Source organism: Roseivirga sp., from assembly GCF_034669765.1.
Lineage (GTDB): Bacteria > Bacteroidota > Bacteroidia > Cytophagales > Cyclobacteriaceae > Roseivirga.
Genome location: NZ_JAXMOQ010000001.1, coordinates 263,033 through 280,170, shown reverse-complemented (window position 1 = coordinate 280,170; position 17,138 = coordinate 263,033). Strand labels below are relative to the sequence as shown.

Sequence of the window (17,138 nt, the reverse complement as noted above, 5' to 3'; positions counted from 1 at the left end):
AAACATATGAGAACAATATTTTGTATATGTCAGTAAACGATCGTTTAGAATTGTTAATGAAGCATTTTGATTTGTCCGTGAATTCGCTGGCAAAACAATTGGATTTCAGTCGTACTACAATTCATAATATCATTTCTGAGAATGGCAGACGTACTTCGCCCAGTCATGATTTCTATGCAAAACTGAAAGAATCATATGAGAACATAAATCTGAACTGGTTAATTACTGGGGAGGGTGAAATGCTACTTGATGAATCACAATCAATGGTAGCCGACTCTGTGGGTGAATACAAGGTGAAAACAAAACAAAATCCCGATCTACAAGGGGCTTTGGCTGATATTCAAAAAGAACTCCAGTCTGTAAATCAGCGTATCGATCGTTTGGAAAAAGGTCTTTAGTCTCTAAAAGATAATTTCAATCGGGCACCAAAGTAATAATTCCTTCCTGGTGCAGGTTGAAAATAACGATTGCCAAATGCATTAAGGTCGTTACCCAAACTATAATCCACATCAAAAAGATTATTCACTCCTCCGAACAATTCCCATTGCATCTTTTTCTTTTTCGGGATGAGGTAACTGTAATTTATGTTCCAAAGGTTATATGGCCTTGAATACACGGTGTTTGAATCATTTAGTGGAATGGCGTCTGAATAGTGATAACTCAGCTTAACATCCAAACCATAAATAAAACTGGCGTTTACTTGTAGGTTCAATACTTTTTTAGCCGTACCTGGAAGGGCGTTTCCTGAAAAATCATCCCCATCATTCACGTAATTTTTATACTCAAAGTCATGGAAAGTATAGGAAATTGAAGTACTTAAGTTTTGCACAGGCTGTTCTTCATCTTTAATCCATTCACCAATAACCTGTAACTCTAAACCTTGTTGAGTGTTTTTCCCTGCATTTCTGAAAAGCACCACACCATCACCATTGGTATATGATGAAATAGATTCTTTTAGGTCGAATCTAAAAATGGCCATGTCAAAGGAGAGTCTCGAATCCAGTAAATTGCCCCTCACATTCCATTCGTAATTGGTGCCTTTTTCGGGTTGAATATCGCGGTTAATACTGCCCTCATTGGTGCGTACTTCTGTGGTGGTTGGAGGTGAAAAGCCCTGCGAAACACTAAAGTGAATCGATAGATCCTCATTTAACTTTTTAGAGACGCCAAGCCTTGGCGACCATACAGTTTCAAAAGTCTTGTTAAATTGAGTGGGGTTGTTGTTTACCTTATCCACCAAGCGATTAATATCGTAATTCAATGTATTTCGGCTAAGGCCTGCAGTAACAAAAAGGTCATTTATGGGTTCTATTTTAAATGATCCAAACAGAATGGATTGCTTAGAATTGATATCATCTTCAAAATTAATGGTGTCTGCCTGACCCATCACATTGCCAAAATTCTTCCCTAAGAAGGAAGAATTCTGAAGTTCAGTCCCCACTACAAAAGAGGCAGGTTTTCCAGCCAAAATCACATTCCGGCTCACCTCCATTCTTCCACCCAAAATATCTTGCTCATCTTGTTTATAGTCTAGAATGAAAGGATTTTCAAAATTCATCTTCGAACCAAAAATTGACATTTTACCCTTCCAAGCTCTTCCCCATTCTAACTCTTGCCCCAGTTTTACAAGCCAATACTGATTATCAACAGAAGCATTTCTGTCAATACTTCCTGGTCTTGATTGTCTTCTGTTTTCACTTCGTTGTAAAGGATTGAGTGCCCCGGGTATTTCATAAAATAGGTTAGAGTATAGCCATGAAACGGATAAGGTTTGCTTGTTACTTGGAAAGAATAAGGCATCCATTTCCAAAGTACGTCTGTCCATTGCATTGTGCTCTCTATAGCCATCCGCTTTTTGAATGGCCGCTTTTACGGTAAGGCTATTTTTTTGGCTTAGCTGATTGAAAATGGCATCAGCTTTTTGCATTCCATAAGAACCCGCTGTGGCCGATGCCTGAATACTATTGTTCAAGTCGCCCGGTACCGTACTTTTCAGCTTTATTACTCCGCCTGTTCCTGCACCATAAATACTGCTTGCAGGGCCTTTTATAATTTCAATTCCTGAAATATTCGTCAGGTCGAGTAAGTTGATGAAGGTGTTTCCTCCAGGCTCTGTAAAGGGAATGTCGTTCCAGTAGACCTTTACATTTCGCACACCAAAGGGAGAACGAACTGAACTTCCACGAATCGAAATACGGTAGCTTGCTCCAGCCCTTTCTTCAAAACGAATCCCTGGTATAGCATTTACGGCTTGTACCAAAGAACTTCGATCGGAGCGCTGTAAGTCTCTGAGGCCAATGGTTGAAATGGCACCGGCTTGTTCACGGAGGTCAGTGTTTTCTAAAAAACCCTCAACTTTTACACTCTGTAAATTGGTGGTGTTTGGTGTAAGTGTAATGGTTTGCCAAGAGTCGACCGCTACTTCAATTTCTGTAGTTTTGAAACCTACATGAGTAATGTTGACTTTGCTATTTTCCGTAATTTCTAAAATTACAATGCCTCGCTGATCACTTACCTTGACCTGACTTGTGCCCAGTACAAATACCAAGGCTCCCTCTACTGGTTCAGCATTCTTACCTAAGAGTATTATTCCTGTTTGGGCTTTGGTTAAGGAACTAATGCTTAATAGGGTGAGCACTAATACCAAATGAGTGAATTTCATACTTCTTATTGATCTGCAAACTTCTTTAACCATTGACATGTAACTTTCCACACTCGAAGATCGGATTTTTTGTGGATTAGGGAATACTTCTCGGCCTTGTTTATAGGGGTTCGATGTTACTTACTTCGAGATGGTGTAGCTGGTTTTTTCTTTGTCGATTTCTACTTCGGATAATATGAGTTGAGTGAGCGTATCACCGTATTCCATAATTTTATCGATGAGCTTCTGTAGTTGCAGTCTGTCCTTTGCAATGATTTCCAGTTGAACATTCTGCCCGCCAGTTATTCTATAGGCTCTTTTTACTTCTGGAAATGTTCCTACAATGCTTAGAAAAGGCTTGAGTTTTCCATGGAATACTTTTACAGAGATAAAGGCCTCAATATCATAGCCAAGTAACCGACTGTTGATTTCTACTGTATAGTTAGAGATCACTTCTTTCTCTTCTAGCTTTTGCACCCGCTCTCTTGTGGCAGACGGAGAAAGGCTTACAATCCTTCCAATTTCGGCAAAGGAGAGCCTCGAATTTTTCTCTAAAACTTTCAGGATTTTCAAATCTAAAGCATCAATCATTGAATCAACTGTTTTTGTTTAATAAAACCATTCATAAAATGGAAATATCAAACTTAGACAATTCAATCAATTTTAGAATGAAGCTATCTCAAAAGATATTTGTGGAAAAAGAGAAACATATGAAAAAACTTAATCCATTTCACTTGGCTATTCCCGTGCAGAACTTAGCGCTATGCCGAGAATTTTATGGTCAAACCTTAGGTTGCGCTGAAGGAAGAAGCGCTGAAAAGTGGGTTGATTTCAGTTTTTTTGGACATCAACTCGTCATTCACACAACTGCTAAAAGCCAAAGTGTCGACAAAGCTCAATCCAATCCAGTAGACGGGCATGATGTTCCTGTTCCTCACTTTGGAGTAGTATTGGGTTGGGGTGAATGGATAGATTTGTCAGAAAGGTTAAAGACTTGGGGAATTCATTTCATTATAGAACCTTATATCCGTTTTAAAGGGGAGGCTGGAGAACAGGCCACCATGTTTTTTCTAGACCCAGACGGTAACGCTTTAGAGTTTAAAGCATTTAAAAATATCGATCAGTTATTCGCTAAAGATTAACGTTTCGTTTTTTAAACTCAATTGGTATTTTGATTCAAAAGCCAAACGATTCAAGGCGGACGTTTGAAAGTAAAGTACAAATCTGATACATTTAATAACTAGTCACATGGTACAACTGCAGTTATACCATGTGATACGTTTCCATTATGAATCAATTTTGTATGAAAAAGGCTTACTCGATACTCGCTTTACTGATTTTTGCAACGACACTTCATGCGCAAAGCGATGTTTACTTTGCTTCAACTCCAAGTTTAAACCCTGATGGTTCCGAAATCATTTTTTCTTATGATAGTGATTTGTGGATAGTAGCTACAAATGGTGGCACCGCCACTAGAATTACGGCCATGGACGGGAATGAAAGTTATCCACGCGTAAGCCCAGATGGTAAGTGGATTGCCTTTTCTTCGGAACAATATGGAAATACAGACATTTACCTGATGCCATATGGAGGAGGAGAAATTAGGCAACTCACCTTTAATTCCTCAAGTGATCAAATGGAAACTTGGTCGTGGGATAGTAAAACCATTTACTTTCAATCGAGCAGATACAACAGCCGCTCAGCCTATTCGGTAAGTATTGAGGGTGGTACGCCAAAACGTATTTTCGAACATTTTTTTAACTGGCCACACAACTTGGCCATTCATCCTGATGGTTCAATTTATTTTAATGAAAGCTGGGAAAGCAGTAATCAAGTGGCGCGTAAACGCTATAAAGGGGCCTTCAACCCAGATATTAAATCATATAACCCGAAAACGGAAGAATTTAAAATACATACTGACTATATAGGTAAAGATATGTGGGCTACCATTGACCGCAAGAGCAACCTATATTTTGTGTCGGATGAATCGAACGAACAGTACAATTTGTATGCTTTTCAAAACGGAAGCAAAACCAAACTCACCAGCTTTAATACTTCCATAAAAACCCCTCAGGTAAATGCTAATGGGGGTAAGGTGGTGTTTGAAAAAGACTATCAGTTATACGTTTATGATGTAGCCAGTAAGAAAAGTGAAAAGGTGAAGATTTCTATATTCCAGAATTCAACACTGGCCAAAACCACCAATTTCAATACAAAGGGAAATATTTCTGCTTTTGATGTTTCGGCCGATGAGAAGAAAATGGCCTTTGTTTCTAGGGGCGAACTCTTTGTGTCTGACATCAGCGGAAAATTCATCAAGCAGATTAAAACCAATGACAGGGAAAGAGTAACGGAAGTAAAATGGCTTAAGGACAACCAAACTTTATTGTATGCCCAAACGGTAAAGGGCTATACCAACCTTTTTACCATTGATGCTTCTGATGACCAAGCCAAGGAAAGGAAACTGACGCAAGACGATCAATCCAATAGAAATTTAGAGTTTAATGCACATAGAACCCAAGCCGTTTACTACAGTGGAATCAACGAAGTGCGTCTGCTAGATTTGAACACATTAAAGAGCGAAACGATTGCCAACGAAGAACTTTGGGGACTTTATAATGCGCAACCAAGGTTTTCGCCAGATGGCCAATACATTGCTTTTACTGTAAAAAATGATTTTGAAGATGATGTTTACCTTTATCACCTTCCTACAAAAAAATTAACCAATTACACCCAAACTGGCGTAACAGAAACCAGTCCGTTTTGGGGGCCAGATGGCAAATACCTCTACTTTGTTTCCAACCGAACCAAGCCGAGTTATCCTTTTGGTTTGGAAGATGGAAGGGTGTATCGTGCACCTCTTTCCCGTCAGGAAACCGATTTTAAAACCGATAAACTAGATGAGGTTTTTGAAAAGAGCGACAAGAAGAAAGACAGTACTAAAGTGGTTGTCAACATTGATTTCGATCAAAACTGGTTACGTAATTTAGAGCGTATTAGCCCCAATTTTGGAACTCAAAGCAACCCCAATGTCATCAAGTCTGGCGACAAAACTTATGTGATTTACTCTTCTAACCACGATGAAAACCAACGCGCCCTTTGGATGACTACCTTAGAAGATTTTGAAAGAAATAAAACGGAGAAAATAGCCGGTTCAAATAGAGCAAGTGGCGAAATTCTAACGGTGAAAAAGAACCACTATTTAATCAATGGAGGTTCCATCAGTAAACTCAATTTGAGCCAAAATAAGCTCACAGACATCGAAACTGATTTCACTTTCAGAAAATCACTTCGCAACGAGTTCGACCAGATGTATGATGAAACTTGGGCAGGTATTGAAGAGAATTTCTACAACGAAACTTTTCATGGGGCTGACTGGGCTAAGCTTAAAACTCAATACGCCCAATTTCTCTCTCATGTAAAAAGTAGAGCTGAATTACGCGTGCTCCTCAATGATTTACTAGGTGAATTGAATTCTTCTCACATGGGTTTTAATTCTGGCGGTGCTGAGGAGCGCACCTACTACAACACGCAAAGCTTGAATCTTGGCGTCCTTTTCTCTAATGAGAATCCATATGAAATTACAAAAGTGGTAAGTGAAGGGCCAGTCGATTATTCGAATAAAAACATCAGAAAAGGGGATGTGATTACATCTATCAACGGAGAAGTCATTGACCCGAAAATGAATCGGGAATATTACCTTTCTAAGCCTTCCGTGGATGAGGAAGTTACCTTGGGCATAAAAAGAGGGAAGGAAGACTTAGAAGTAAAAGTACATCCATCGAGTATGGGCGCACTGAGAAATAACCTGTATGATGAATGGATAGCTGACAATCAAAAACGGGTGGATGAAGCCACAAAAGACCAAGTGGCTTATGTGCATATGAAGAATATGAGCACGGGTTCGTTAGAGGATTTTTTAATTGAGATGACTTCTGAAGGTTATAATCGTGATGGACTTATTTTGGATTTGAGATATAACACTGGTGGAAATGTTCATGACGAAGTGCTTAAATTCCTTGCTCAAAAGCCTTACTTGAAATGGAAATTCCGTGAAGGAAAATTGACCACTCAGGCCAATTTTGGAGCTGGTGCTAAACCGATGGTATTGCTCATTAATGAGCAATCTTTAAGTGATGCAGAAATGACAGCGGCTGGCTTTAAAGAGTTGGGTTTGGGTAAAATAATTGGAACCGAAACGTATCGCTGGATTATATTCACGAGTTCGGCAAGATTAGTAGATGGCTCCTCATACCGACTACCTTCGTGGGGTTGTTATACCATGGATGGCAAAAACTTGGAAAGTGAGGGCGTGAGTCCGGATATTTTAGTGAATATGAATTTTACAGATCGCCTTAGCGGAAAAGATCCACAACTCGATAGAGCGATTGAAGAGGTAATGAAGCAAATCAATAACTAATGAAATCCTTTAAGCTCTTTGATTCAAAGAAAGAACTGCTGGAAAGAATAGGAGTGAATGGGCGCAGTATTGTTCGAATTGGGGATCATAAGATTTGTCTCGTTTTAAATGCGGGAGAATTTCACGCGTTTGACCATCTTTGCCCCCATAATCAACATTCTTTGTTAGAAGGAGCAATTAATTACAAGAACGAAGTAGTTTGCCCACTTCATTCGTATCGTTTTAGCTTGAAGGATGGAAGCGAATGTGAGCAGCGAACCAAGCCATTGAAAATTCATGCTTTAAAAATTGAAAGTGATGGTGTTTTTTTGCAAGTGAACGACTGATTTTCAGATTGAAAACTAATGAGTTATTATTAATGCGGTTATGGCAGGTACATCATATATTCTACAGCCTATTGGTACTAAAAATAGAGTTATAACTCTAGATATCTTGAGAGGTTGCGCAGTGCTCGGAATATTACTCATGAGTATTCAGAGTTTTTCGATGCCATATTCGGCCTACTTGCATCCTCTTTCTTTTGAAAACCTTGAAGGGCTTAACTTATATGCTTGGCTGATAAGCCATGTGTTCGCCAACGGAAAATTTTCAGCAATGCTGGCCATGTTATTTGGAGCAGGCATAATAATGATATCACAGAAGGCGAGAAAGGAACATATGAGGTCGAGTAAATTGCAGTATCGCAGACTATTTGTGTTACTGCTTATTGGAATTTTACATGCTTACCTTCTTTGGTTCGGGGATCTCTTGATGGCATTTTCTATATGTGGTCTTTTTATGTTTGCCTTTCGGAGCAAGAGCAAAGCCTATCTCTTTAAGTCGGGGATAATATTCTTGGTAGTTGGTTCAGGCTTAAAACTTATGTTGGCCTATAGCATTCCATTTTGGGAGCCAGGTCAATTTCAATTATTAGAATCGGAATTATGGAACCCTAGCGCTCAGGAAATCACCAATCAAATTAGCTATTACAGGGGCACTTGGGAACAACAAATGCTGAATAGAGTTCCTGATGCATTTTTTATGCAAACCAAAATCTTCTTTTCAGAAGTATTTTGGAAAGTGAGTGGCTTAATGTTGTTAGGAATGGCTTTTTATAAGAAAGGAGTCCTAATTGGAAAACAGTCCAAAAAATACTTATCAAAAATGTTCATTTACGGGATAGGTTTGGGCTTACCATTGGTGGTGTCGGGTGTTTTACTCGACTTTCACTATCGTTGGAGTTTTGAATTGAGTTATTTTTATTTTTCTCAATTTAATTATTGGGGAGGCGTTTTAATGGCAATTGGTTACTGCGGGTTTATTGTTCTACTCTGTAAAATTTCGACTAGAAGTTTTATTGCCAAAAGCCTATCCTATGTAGGACGAATGAGCCTCTCCAACTATCTGATGCAGTCCATTATATGCAGCTTTATATTTTACGGACATGGCCTGAGCCTTTATGGTGATTTAGACCGTTCAGCTCAAGTGGTGGCGGTATTAGCACTTTGGGTTTTTCAGATTGTCTTTTCTGCTATATGGTTAAGCTATTTCCAATTTGGGCCGTTTGAATGGGCTTGGCGCTCGCTAAGTTACGGGCGCACTCAGCCCATAAGAAAATAGGATTAAACAGCAGATTTAGAATCTATCAATTCATCCTGCGTATTTGATTTTACCGCAAAATTAAATCCTTTGTGGATGCCATAAGCTCCATACTCTCCGGTTTTACTCAGGGCTAAAAAACCAACTTGCAAATCCATGTAGTTGTTTTTGTACTTTCTGACAATCCGATCCACAGCTTCTTTACAAGCTTCTTGTGGAGGGTAACCTTGGCGCATGAGTTCAACAATCATATGTGAACCACAAATCTTAATTACAAATTCACCCAAACCAGTGGCGGTTGCTGCTCCAATTTCGTTGTCAACATAAAGGCCAGCGCCAATAATAGGAGAATCCCCCACGCGGCCGTGCATTTTCCAAGCTGCACCGCTGGTGGTACATGCACCAGAAAGATCACCATCGGCATCCAAGGCTAACATACCAATGGTGTCGTGGTTTTCTACATTAATTTTTGGTTTGTAGTCCTGATTTTTCAGCCAGTTTTTCCAAGCTTTTTCAGAATTGGGAGTGAGTAGGTTTTCTTCTTTAAAACCTTTTTCTAAAGCGAACTGCTTGGCGCCTTCACCTACCAGCATTACATGAGGTGTATCGTCCATTACCTTTCGGGCAACAGAAATAGGGTGCATAATGTCTTGCAAAAAAGCAACTGAGCCACAGTTCTCATTGTGGTCCATAATACAAGCATCGAGCGTTACGAAACCATCACGATCAGGAAAACCACCAATGCCCACAGTGGCATTGTTGGGGTCGGCTTCGGTAATTCTTACGCCTTGCTCTACAGCATCAACCGATTTTCCTCCTTTAGATAAAACCTCCCATGCACCTACATTCGCCTGCATTCCGTGGTTCCAAGTAGAAATAACAATTGGCTTCTGACCTGCTTTGGCTGGAGTAGCACAAGCCATGGTTGATAAGCTTCCAGTAGTAACAGCAAGGCCACCTAATATGCCTGATTTTATGAATTTTCTTCGATTGCTCATGGTAAAAATTTTAGGAAGTTAAAAAAATGTACCGACCTGTAACATACCTTTTAACATTGATTTTATATTTGGTTGAATCTCAATACCTTCCTGAATGAAAAGAAAAGTAATATGGAATGGAGTTTTAGGCGTAATGCTCTTGGCATTGGGCTTAACTGCTTGCGACCAAAGAAACGATGAAGATAGGTTTCAGGCCGAAATCCGTTATTTCATATTGGAGCATTTAGAAGATGACATTGCCTATAACCCCATTCGTTTTCAACGTATCGACAATAATTTCCTGTCGTCTGATGTAGAGTTAATGACTTCCGTTTTGGCCATTCAAGATACGGTGAGAACGAAGATGAACTTAGCTTTAGGCAATGCTGTGGTATTTGAAAGTCCTGTGATCAAGGCCTTTCTTGGTATGGAAAACGATTTTGAAATCGACTTGATCGATGAGTTAATTCTGGAGAACATCAAATTGGACAATGCGCTAAAGTCCAAACTGGATCATAAGCCACTTCCTGAAAATTATCGCGCACAACAGCAGCTTTTCACCGACCAGCTTTTCGATATTAATAATGCCCTGAGCCACTTTAACCTTTCTGCTTATCATATTGACCTTAGCGGAAAAGCATCTACTTTTTATTTACACCAATACCAACTTAACCAAGCGCAAAGCATTACCACGATTTTTGAATTAAATACCGAGAGCTTAGAGGTGCTTTCTTTTAAAGATATTATATGAGTTTAATCGGAAACATAATCTGGATCGTATTTGGGGGTTGGATGATCGCCTTGGAATACATTATTGGTGGCATTGCCTTATGTCTCACCATTGTAGGAATTCCGTTTGGGATTCAGTGCTTTAAACTGGCCATTGTAGGTTTTGCGCCTTTTGGTCAACGAATTGATGGGGGCAGAACGCTTACCGGTTGCCTTTCCCTTCCCTTAAACATTATCTGGTTTATTTTCGGTGGCTTCTGGGTCTTCCTTACGCACTTGGCTTGGGGGCTGATCTTCTGCATTACCATTATCGGTATTCCTTTCGGTATGCAACACTTCAAACTCGCAGGCTTGGCCTTTGCTCCGTTTGGGAGGGGGATTTAAACACCACACCTTTACCAAAAAGCGATCATGTATTTTTCTACCTTTGTATTTCTTTGGCCAAAGGCTTAAGAAAGGAACATTGGGTTAAAGCTTTATGCTGAAAAACGACAACTTATCGGACGAGGAAGTAGTTGCCTTCTTGAAAGCGGGAGGCCACGAACGCTATTTCGAGATCATTACCAGAAGGTATGAGACTTATATTATTAAGAAGTGTCGCAGCTATGTAAAGAATGAAGACGTTTCGGAAGATCTTTGTCAGGAGATTCTGATCAAGGTGTTTATGCAGCTCAAGAATTTCCGCAGCGATGCAAAATTCAAAACCTGGCTCTATTCTATTATTCATCACACCTGCATTGATTATTTACGGAAGGAGAAAAAGAAAACGCACACCGTGATTTCTGAAAAGTTGATGGACGAAATGATCGACTTGGTGGATGACGATGTGCTGGACAAAGAGGCCATGGAAAATGCCTTGTTTAAATTATTGGAAGACATTACCCCTGAGGAAAAGTTGATTCTGCTGCTCAAATACAAAGAAAAACACTCCATTAAAGAGATTGAGCAAACCATGGGCATTTCGGAAAGCGCTGTGAAAATGCGGCTTTCAAGGGCCAAAGAGAAAATCAATAAGCTATACTCCAAATACAGCCATCACGATTAGCCTATTCGGCAAAGTAGACACGCTTTACGCGATCACTCACATTGGTCAGTATTTCGTAAGGAATCGTTTTCGCATTTTTAGCCAAGTCGGAAATGGTAGGCTTTTCGCCAAAAATAATCACGGAATCCCCTTCTTCGGCTTCAATAGTAGAAATATCGATCATCGTCATATCCATACACACGTTGCCAATCACTTTCGCCATTTGCCCGTTTAGCATTACCTCGCCATTTCCGTTACTGAAAATTCTTGAGAAGCCATCGGCATAACCAATCGCAATGGTAGCAATACGCATATTCTTGGTCACTTTTCCTTTTCTTCCATAACCAATAGTTTCTCCCTTCTTCACATTTCTAATTTGAGAGATCACGGTTTTTAAAGTGCTTATCGACTTCAACTCGTGCTGCAAATTGCCACTAGGTTCAATGCCGTAGAGTCCAATACCTAATCGCACCATATCAAACTGGTAATCGGGGTAGGCCACAATACCAGCGGAGTTCAATGCATGTTTTATGGTTTTTATGCCCAGTTGCTGCTCAACCTTTTCAGCATAACCTTTAAAACTTTGCAATTGCTGAAGCGAAAATTCTTTGTGCTCATGTTCGTCCGAAGCGGCCAAATGCGTGTACAAACTCTGTACTTTAATATGGGGCTGAGCATGAAGCTGCGCCATTAATGTAGCTAATTCTTCAGGGTCAAAACCCAAGCGGTTCATTCCGGTATTAATGGTGAAATGACCTTTGAGCTCAATTCCTTTTTTTAAGTAGAATTCAGAAAAAGTTTTGAGCTGTAAGAAACTATAAATTTCAGGCTCGATGTCGTAGGTTACCAAATTGGGTAAATCTTCCTCCGAAGGGTTGATCACCATTATCGGAAGATTGATTCCTGCTTTTCGCAATTGCACCGCTTCATCTACATAAGCCACGCCCAAGTAATCTACCTTATGAAACTGTAAAAGGTGAGCGATTTCTGTACCTCCACTGCCATAGGCTAAAGCCTTCACCATAATCAACAGCTTGGTTTCTGGCTTTAACTGCTGGCGGAACACATTAAGATTGTGTGTGACAGCATCTAAATCGATTTCAAGCACCGTGCGGTGAATGCGCTCTGTTAGCTCTTTGGCAATTTGCTCGAAACCAAAACTCCTTGCTCCTTTGATGAGGACAACTTCTTTTTCAAAATCATCAAATGAATGCTGAAGGAAATCCTCAGTGGAGGGATAAAACTTGGTTGAAGAAGGAAACAGGTTTTTAAAGTCCGTCAATTCATTTCCAATGGCATACAATTGCGTAATGCCTTTTTCTTGTACCAGTTCGGCCACACGAGCATAGGTACTTTCTTTCGGAGCAGACTGTGGAATGTCGGAAAGAATCAGTGATTTTTTGGGGTAATGCTTCTGTTGTGCTAAAAAATCGAGCGCAATTTCTAACCCAGCCAAGTCATTGTTATAAGTGTCATCTATAATGTAGGTTTGGTTAATGCCCTTTTTCAATTCCAGCCTCATTTTTATAGGTCGCAGAGCATCAATTCCTTTTTGAATTTCTGAGGGCGTCCAGCCATTGAAATAGGCGAAACAAATGCAATGCATTATGTTCTCTACATAAGTCTCGTTAACAGAATGAAGCTTAAGGGTGAAACACTCGCTTTTACTTTTCAACCTAAAAAACGAACCCTCCTTTTTTTCAACCTGAAGATCTGCTTTGGAATTAAAGCCCCAAGAAGTTTTGTGCTTGGGTGGCTTTTTCATCCGTGCTATACCTTCATTAATCAGCGGGTTGTCATTGCGGTAATAGAGCTGGTCAATGTCTTCGAAGAGAATGAGTTTTTCATCCAGTTTTTGATCGATGGAGGCGAAGTATTGCTCATGTGCCGAACCAATATTGGTAAGAATGCCGTGGGTAGGTTGAATTACCTTTTTCAGATAAATCATTTCGCCAGGCTCGGAAATACCCGTTTCAAAAATTCCTAGGTCGTGCGCTTCGTTTAAAGGCCAAACCGAAAGCGGAACACCAATTTGAGAGTTAAAGCTTTTGGGACTTTTACATACATTTAGCTTTTCTGAAAGCAATTGTGCCAGCCATTCTTTAATAATGGTTTTTCCATTGCTACCAGTGATAGCCACCACATTTTTATTAAATGCAGCCCTTTTCACAGCAGCTATAAGCTGTAAGGTATTAACGGAAGAGGCTACTTTGATGACGTTTGTGTTTTTATGAATTGGTCCTACTTCCTTTTCCACCACAAAATTTTGAAAGCCTGCTTTTATCAATTCAGGAATAAAAGAATGACCATCATGATGTGGGCCATCAATGGCAAAGAAAAGCCCCGACTCTAAATCAAAAGCCTTTCTACTGTCCGTCATTAAATGAGCGATATCGTTATCTATTCCTTGAGATAGATACTCGCCATCAATTGCATCAAAAATCTGTGAGAGTTTCAAGCCTTAAAATTAGAAAAGTTTAGCACCATTCGGCACGGGTTTATCTGGTCTTGCCAATATTATATTTCCATCTTGATCGGGAAAGCCTGTCACTAGAATTTCGGACTTAATATTGGCGATCTGTTTGGCTGGAAAGTTCACCACGCACATTACTTGACTGTTAAGCAAATCTTCTTTAGCATAATGGTGTTTTATTTGGGCGCTCGATTTCTTTATGCCCAATTCTGATCCTAAATCCACATAAAGTATCCAAGCAGGCCTCCTCGCTTTTTCAAAATCTTCTACCTGTACAATGGTGCCTGCCCGAAGGTCAACTTTCTCGAAATCGGACCAGCTGATAAGATTGTTCATGTATCTTTATTGTTTACAGAGTTTTAACACTAAGTTAGCACTTAGGTAAGAAAACTAAACAAAATAAAATATCTACCGTTTAGATAATTGAGATTTTTTATTAATTTTATCCCCCCATGAGATAAATACTATGAATAGACAACTACTTCGTATCTTCACTTTCGGAATTTTAGGGATGTCCATGCATTCTATGAGTGCCCTGGGTCAAGAGGGTGAAGAAGTGCTCTTACCTGTTCCTAGACACGAAAATACAGTTATTCAAGATAGCATCATCCCAGTAGATTTTCATTCTGAAGCTAAGCGTGACATGCCTCGTGGCACTTCTGAGGCCGCCATTTTAGGGAGCGAGTTGAATTCTGTTAATCTAGAAAAACCCTCAGAAAGAAAGGACAACCAACCAAAAGTTACTACCAAAGAAGAGAACCAATCGGCTCTTTCGTTTAATTTCCTCTATTACATCTTTTACAAGTTTAAGCCTTCTGACGTTTTTGAGAAGAAATAAATACCTTCTTTAACTTCTTTTGACCTTTTGAAAATTCATTGTTGCAATGGTGTTGCATTTACGCATACCTTGCCAACATGATTTTAAAGCGTCTCTCTTTTTTAATTTTATTACTAACCTTATTTAGCGTAGCGGCCTTTGGTCAAACCAGCTGTGATTTGAAGCTATCTGGAGTTATCATTGGAAAAGATAGTGGCGAGACAATTCCTTTAGCTACAATTGAAATAGCCCATACCCAACATCGGGCAGTCGCAAACGAAAAGGGGGAGTTTGAAATAGCAAATCTATGTGCTGGTAGCTATGAAGTTTTAATTCGATTTGTTGGCTATACACCTTACAAAGAAACCATTAGCATTACAAAAACCACTAAAATTCAAGTGGAGTTGGTTCCTGAGATTACGGATTTGAGTGAAGTAACGGTTGAAGGAGAAAAAGCAGAAGAGGTTGCTACGCTAAAACAGCTCGAAATAAAGAAAGAAGAACTTTTTAGAAAGAGTGGTGAGTCACTAGGCAAGGTACTCTCTACAATGTCTGGAGTAAATATGCTTCAAACAGGCCCCAATATTGCTAAGCCAGTAATTCATGGATTGCACAGTAGTCGTATTCTGATTTTGAACAATGGGATCAGGCAAGAAGGCCAGCAATGGGGTCAAGAACATGCGCCTGAAATAGACCCATTTGTAGCCACTAACCTTCAGTTAATAAAAGGCGCAGCAGCAGTAAAGTACGGGTCTGATGCCATTGGTGGTGTTATTTTAGTAAACCCACCAGATTTACCAGAGACAGCAGGAATTTCTGGTTCACTGAATGCCGTTGGTAATTCTAACAATGGTATGTACACAGGTAGTGCCATGGTAGAAGGAGGAGTTGAAGGCCTGAATGGTTTTGGTTGGAGACTTCAGGGTAGTTATAAGAAGGCAGGCGATTCTAAAGCGCCTAATTACAGGCTAACCAATACAGGAACTTTAGAAAGGAATTTTTCTATAGGATTAGGCTATCATAAGGAAAAAGGTGGGCTCGAATTATTCTTCAGCAGTTTTGATGCAGAAATGGGCGTGCTAAGAAGTGCTCATACAGGAAATCTTACCGATTTAGAAAGAGCAATTGGAAGTGACCGCCCTCTTTTTATCAGCGACTTTAGTTATGATATTAATAACCCAAAGCAAAGGGTTCAACATCAATTGCTGAAAGTAAATGGGCATTTGGATTGGAAAGACCTAGGTGAAGTTACTGTGCAATACGGACTTCAGCGAAACTTAAGGAAAGAATTTGATATCAGACGAGGAGGCCGATCTACCACTCCTGCTCTTTCGCTAGAGTTGATTACACATACCGTTGAACTGGACTTGGACATGAAGCCTATGGGTGACTTTAAAGGAGATATAGGTGCAAGCTTTCTTTATCAAGGAAATTCCAACGATCCAGAAACGGGAATACAACCATTGATTCCCAACTTTGACAATTGGACTGTGGGTGTACATGCCATCTGGAGATATATTCAAAATTCATATGAATTGGAAGGAGGCGTTCGCTATGATTTCAAGCATTACCTGGTCAAGCGTTTCGATTCGCAAAACAACTTGCTGAAACCTGAATTCGACTTTAATAATGTAACAGGGTCGGTTGGAGCTGTATTCTTTCTTCCATCGGGATGGAATTTCAGAACTAATTTAGGGACCGCTTGGCGTGCACCTCACATTAATGAGCTGTACAGTGGAGGGCTTCACCATGGGTCTGCAGCCATTGAAATGGGAAATGAGAACCTTTTGAGCGAAAAGGCCATTAAGTGGATCAGTAGCTTCGAAAAGACCTCAGAGAAGTTTGATATGAACATAGCTGCTTACTACAATTACATCTACGACTATATCTACCTGAGACCTGAGAATGTTGAGCTTACAATTCAAGGGGCTTTTCCGTTGCTCAGTTATACCCAAACGGATGCTTCATTTATTGGCTTCGATACAGATTTAACTTATCACCTCGATGAACATTTTGATGTCACTGGTAAGCTATCACTGATTAAAGTTGAAGATCAGTTGAATAATGGGCCGTTGATTAATATCCCTACGAATAGACTCTCAACTGGTATTACTTACAATTTTAATGATGGCTGGTTAAAAGACCCTTATATTTCATTGTCGGCCGATATGGTCGATAAACAAAGGAATGCACCTAGGGTGGTGAGCATTTCTGAGGTTATTGAGGCCAATGAGACCAATACGGACCTCTTCACAGGTAATCAAACTGTTTTTGACTTTCTGGCCGCTCCTGCTGGCTACACCAATTTTGGGTTTAGTGTTGGATTTAAAGTGCCAGTTTCTGCAAATTATATTGCAGTATATGCTTCTGTTGAAAACATGTTTAATAACAGTTACCGCGACTACATGAATAGATTACGCTACTATTCGGATGAGGTGGGTAGAAACTTTAGTATTAAGCTGAATTACAGTTTTTAAGG

15 protein-coding genes are annotated in these 17,138 nt (G+C 39.8%); 10 read left to right on the top strand and 5 right to left on the bottom strand.

The window, feature by feature from the left end:
• Positions 1–26 precede the first annotated feature (26 nt).
• The gene (locus tag VOI17_RS01310) at positions 27–398 is read left to right on the top strand and encodes a helix-turn-helix transcriptional regulator (RefSeq protein WP_323755427.1); all 372 of its coding nucleotides are present in this window, start codon (positions 27–29) and stop codon (positions 396–398) included.
• Here VOI17_RS01310 and VOI17_RS01305 read toward each other — a convergent pair.
• A complete protein-coding gene (locus VOI17_RS01305) occupies positions 395–2,662 on the bottom strand; it encodes a TonB-dependent receptor (protein WP_323755426.1) in 2,268 nt (755 codons plus the stop codon). The two genes, VOI17_RS01310 and VOI17_RS01305, sit on opposite strands and share 4 nt — an antisense overlap.
• Before the next feature lie 120 nt (positions 2,663–2,782).
• The gene (locus VOI17_RS01300; protein WP_323755425.1) at positions 2,783–3,232 is read right to left on the bottom strand and encodes an Lrp/AsnC family transcriptional regulator; all 450 of its coding nucleotides are present in this window, start codon (positions 3,230–3,232) and stop codon (positions 2,783–2,785) included.
• 119 nt (positions 3,233–3,351) lie between these two features.
• Here VOI17_RS01300 and VOI17_RS01295 point away from each other — a divergent pair, with 119 nt between their 5' ends.
• The 4 genes from VOI17_RS01295 to VOI17_RS01280 all read left to right on the top strand — a co-directional run bounded on the left by VOI17_RS01295 (position 3,352) and on the right by VOI17_RS01280 (position 8,660).
• The gene (locus VOI17_RS01295; RefSeq protein WP_323755782.1) at positions 3,352–3,783 is read left to right on the top strand and encodes a VOC family protein; all 432 of its coding nucleotides are present in this window, start codon (positions 3,352–3,354) and stop codon (positions 3,781–3,783) included.
• A 161-nt stretch (positions 3,784–3,944) separates the two neighbouring features.
• Positions 3,945–7,061, top strand: coding sequence for a S41 family peptidase (locus tag VOI17_RS01290; RefSeq protein ID WP_323755424.1), 3,117 nt, complete (start codon positions 3,945–3,947; stop codon positions 7,059–7,061).
• The gene (locus tag VOI17_RS01285) at positions 7,061–7,387 is read left to right on the top strand and encodes a Rieske (2Fe-2S) protein (RefSeq protein ID WP_323755423.1); all 327 of its coding nucleotides are present in this window, start codon (positions 7,061–7,063) and stop codon (positions 7,385–7,387) included. The genes VOI17_RS01290 and VOI17_RS01285 overlap by 1 nt, the downstream gene beginning before the upstream one ends.
• A 40-nt stretch (positions 7,388–7,427) precedes the next feature.
• The gene (locus VOI17_RS01280) at positions 7,428–8,660 is read left to right on the top strand and encodes a DUF418 domain-containing protein (RefSeq protein WP_323755422.1); all 1,233 of its coding nucleotides are present in this window, start codon (positions 7,428–7,430) and stop codon (positions 8,658–8,660) included.
• A gap of 2 nt (positions 8,661–8,662) precedes the next feature.
• On the opposite strand, the gene VOI17_RS01275 is transcribed toward VOI17_RS01280, so the two are convergent.
• Positions 8,663–9,637, bottom strand: coding sequence for a N(4)-(beta-N-acetylglucosaminyl)-L-asparaginase (locus VOI17_RS01275; protein ID WP_323755421.1), 975 nt, complete (start codon positions 9,635–9,637; stop codon positions 8,663–8,665).
• 94 nt (positions 9,638–9,731) lie between these two features.
• Here VOI17_RS01275 and VOI17_RS01270 point away from each other — a divergent pair, with 94 nt between their 5' ends.
• From VOI17_RS01270 to VOI17_RS01260, 3 genes are all read left to right on the top strand, one after another.
• On the top strand, positions 9,732–10,367 hold the full coding sequence (locus tag VOI17_RS01270; RefSeq protein ID WP_323755420.1) for a hypothetical protein: 636 nt from the start codon (positions 9,732–9,734) through the stop codon (positions 10,365–10,367).
• Complete coding sequence (locus tag VOI17_RS01265) at positions 10,364–10,729, top strand: YccF domain-containing protein (RefSeq protein ID WP_323755419.1); 366 nt, start codon at positions 10,364–10,366, stop codon at positions 10,727–10,729. The genes VOI17_RS01270 and VOI17_RS01265 overlap by 4 nt, the downstream gene beginning before the upstream one ends.
• A gap of 94 nt (positions 10,730–10,823) precedes the next feature.
• Positions 10,824–11,390, top strand: coding sequence for an RNA polymerase sigma factor (locus VOI17_RS01260; protein ID WP_323755418.1), 567 nt, complete (start codon positions 10,824–10,826; stop codon positions 11,388–11,390).
• 1 nt (position 11,391) lies between these two features.
• On the opposite strand, the gene VOI17_RS01255 is transcribed toward VOI17_RS01260, so the two are convergent.
• On the bottom strand, positions 11,392–13,827 hold the full coding sequence (locus VOI17_RS01255; protein ID WP_323755417.1) for a bifunctional UDP-N-acetylmuramoyl-tripeptide:D-alanyl-D-alanine ligase/alanine racemase: 2,436 nt from the start codon (positions 13,825–13,827) through the stop codon (positions 11,392–11,394).
• 9 nt (positions 13,828–13,836) lie between these two features.
• A complete protein-coding gene (locus tag VOI17_RS01250) occupies positions 13,837–14,178 on the bottom strand; it encodes a tRNA-binding protein (protein ID WP_323755416.1) in 342 nt (113 codons plus the stop codon).
• A 130-nt stretch (positions 14,179–14,308) separates the two neighbouring features.
• Here VOI17_RS01250 and VOI17_RS01245 point away from each other — a divergent pair, with 130 nt between their 5' ends.
• The gene (locus VOI17_RS01245) at positions 14,309–14,680 is read left to right on the top strand and encodes a hypothetical protein (protein ID WP_323755415.1); all 372 of its coding nucleotides are present in this window, start codon (positions 14,309–14,311) and stop codon (positions 14,678–14,680) included.
• A 158-nt stretch (positions 14,681–14,838) separates the two neighbouring features.
• The gene (locus VOI17_RS01240; protein ID WP_323755414.1) at positions 14,839–17,136 is read left to right on the top strand and encodes a TonB-dependent receptor; all 2,298 of its coding nucleotides are present in this window, start codon (positions 14,839–14,841) and stop codon (positions 17,134–17,136) included.
• Positions 17,137–17,138 lie beyond the last annotated feature (2 nt).

Coding starts and splice junctions, on each gene's coding strand:
- VOI17_RS01285 (WP_323755423.1), top strand. CDS start 7,061: ATGAAATCCTTTAAGCTCTTTGATTCAAAGAAAGAACTGCTGGAAAGA.
- VOI17_RS01260 (WP_323755418.1), top strand. CDS start 10,824: ATGCTGAAAAACGACAACTTATCGGACGAGGAAGTAGTTGCCTTCTTG.
- VOI17_RS01295 (WP_323755782.1), top strand. CDS start 3,352: ATGAAAAAACTTAATCCATTTCACTTGGCTATTCCCGTGCAGAACTTA.
- VOI17_RS01310 (WP_323755427.1), top strand. CDS start 27: ATGTCAGTAAACGATCGTTTAGAATTGTTAATGAAGCATTTTGATTTG.
- VOI17_RS01290 (WP_323755424.1), top strand. CDS start 3,945: ATGAAAAAGGCTTACTCGATACTCGCTTTACTGATTTTTGCAACGACA.
- VOI17_RS01305 (WP_323755426.1), bottom strand. CDS start 2,662: ATGAAATTCACTCATTTGGTATTAGTGCTCACCCTATTAAGCATTAGT.
- VOI17_RS01270 (WP_323755420.1), top strand. CDS start 9,732: ATGAAAAGAAAAGTAATATGGAATGGAGTTTTAGGCGTAATGCTCTTG.
- VOI17_RS01250 (WP_323755416.1), bottom strand. CDS start 14,178: ATGAACAATCTTATCAGCTGGTCCGATTTCGAGAAAGTTGACCTTCGG.
- VOI17_RS01300 (WP_323755425.1), bottom strand. CDS start 3,232: ATGATTGATGCTTTAGATTTGAAAATCCTGAAAGTTTTAGAGAAAAAT.
- VOI17_RS01265 (WP_323755419.1), top strand. CDS start 10,364: ATGAGTTTAATCGGAAACATAATCTGGATCGTATTTGGGGGTTGGATG.
- VOI17_RS01275 (WP_323755421.1), bottom strand. CDS start 9,637: ATGAGCAATCGAAGAAAATTCATAAAATCAGGCATATTAGGTGGCCTT.
- VOI17_RS01245 (WP_323755415.1), top strand. CDS start 14,309: ATGAATAGACAACTACTTCGTATCTTCACTTTCGGAATTTTAGGGATG.
- VOI17_RS01280 (WP_323755422.1), top strand. CDS start 7,428: ATGGCAGGTACATCATATATTCTACAGCCTATTGGTACTAAAAATAGA.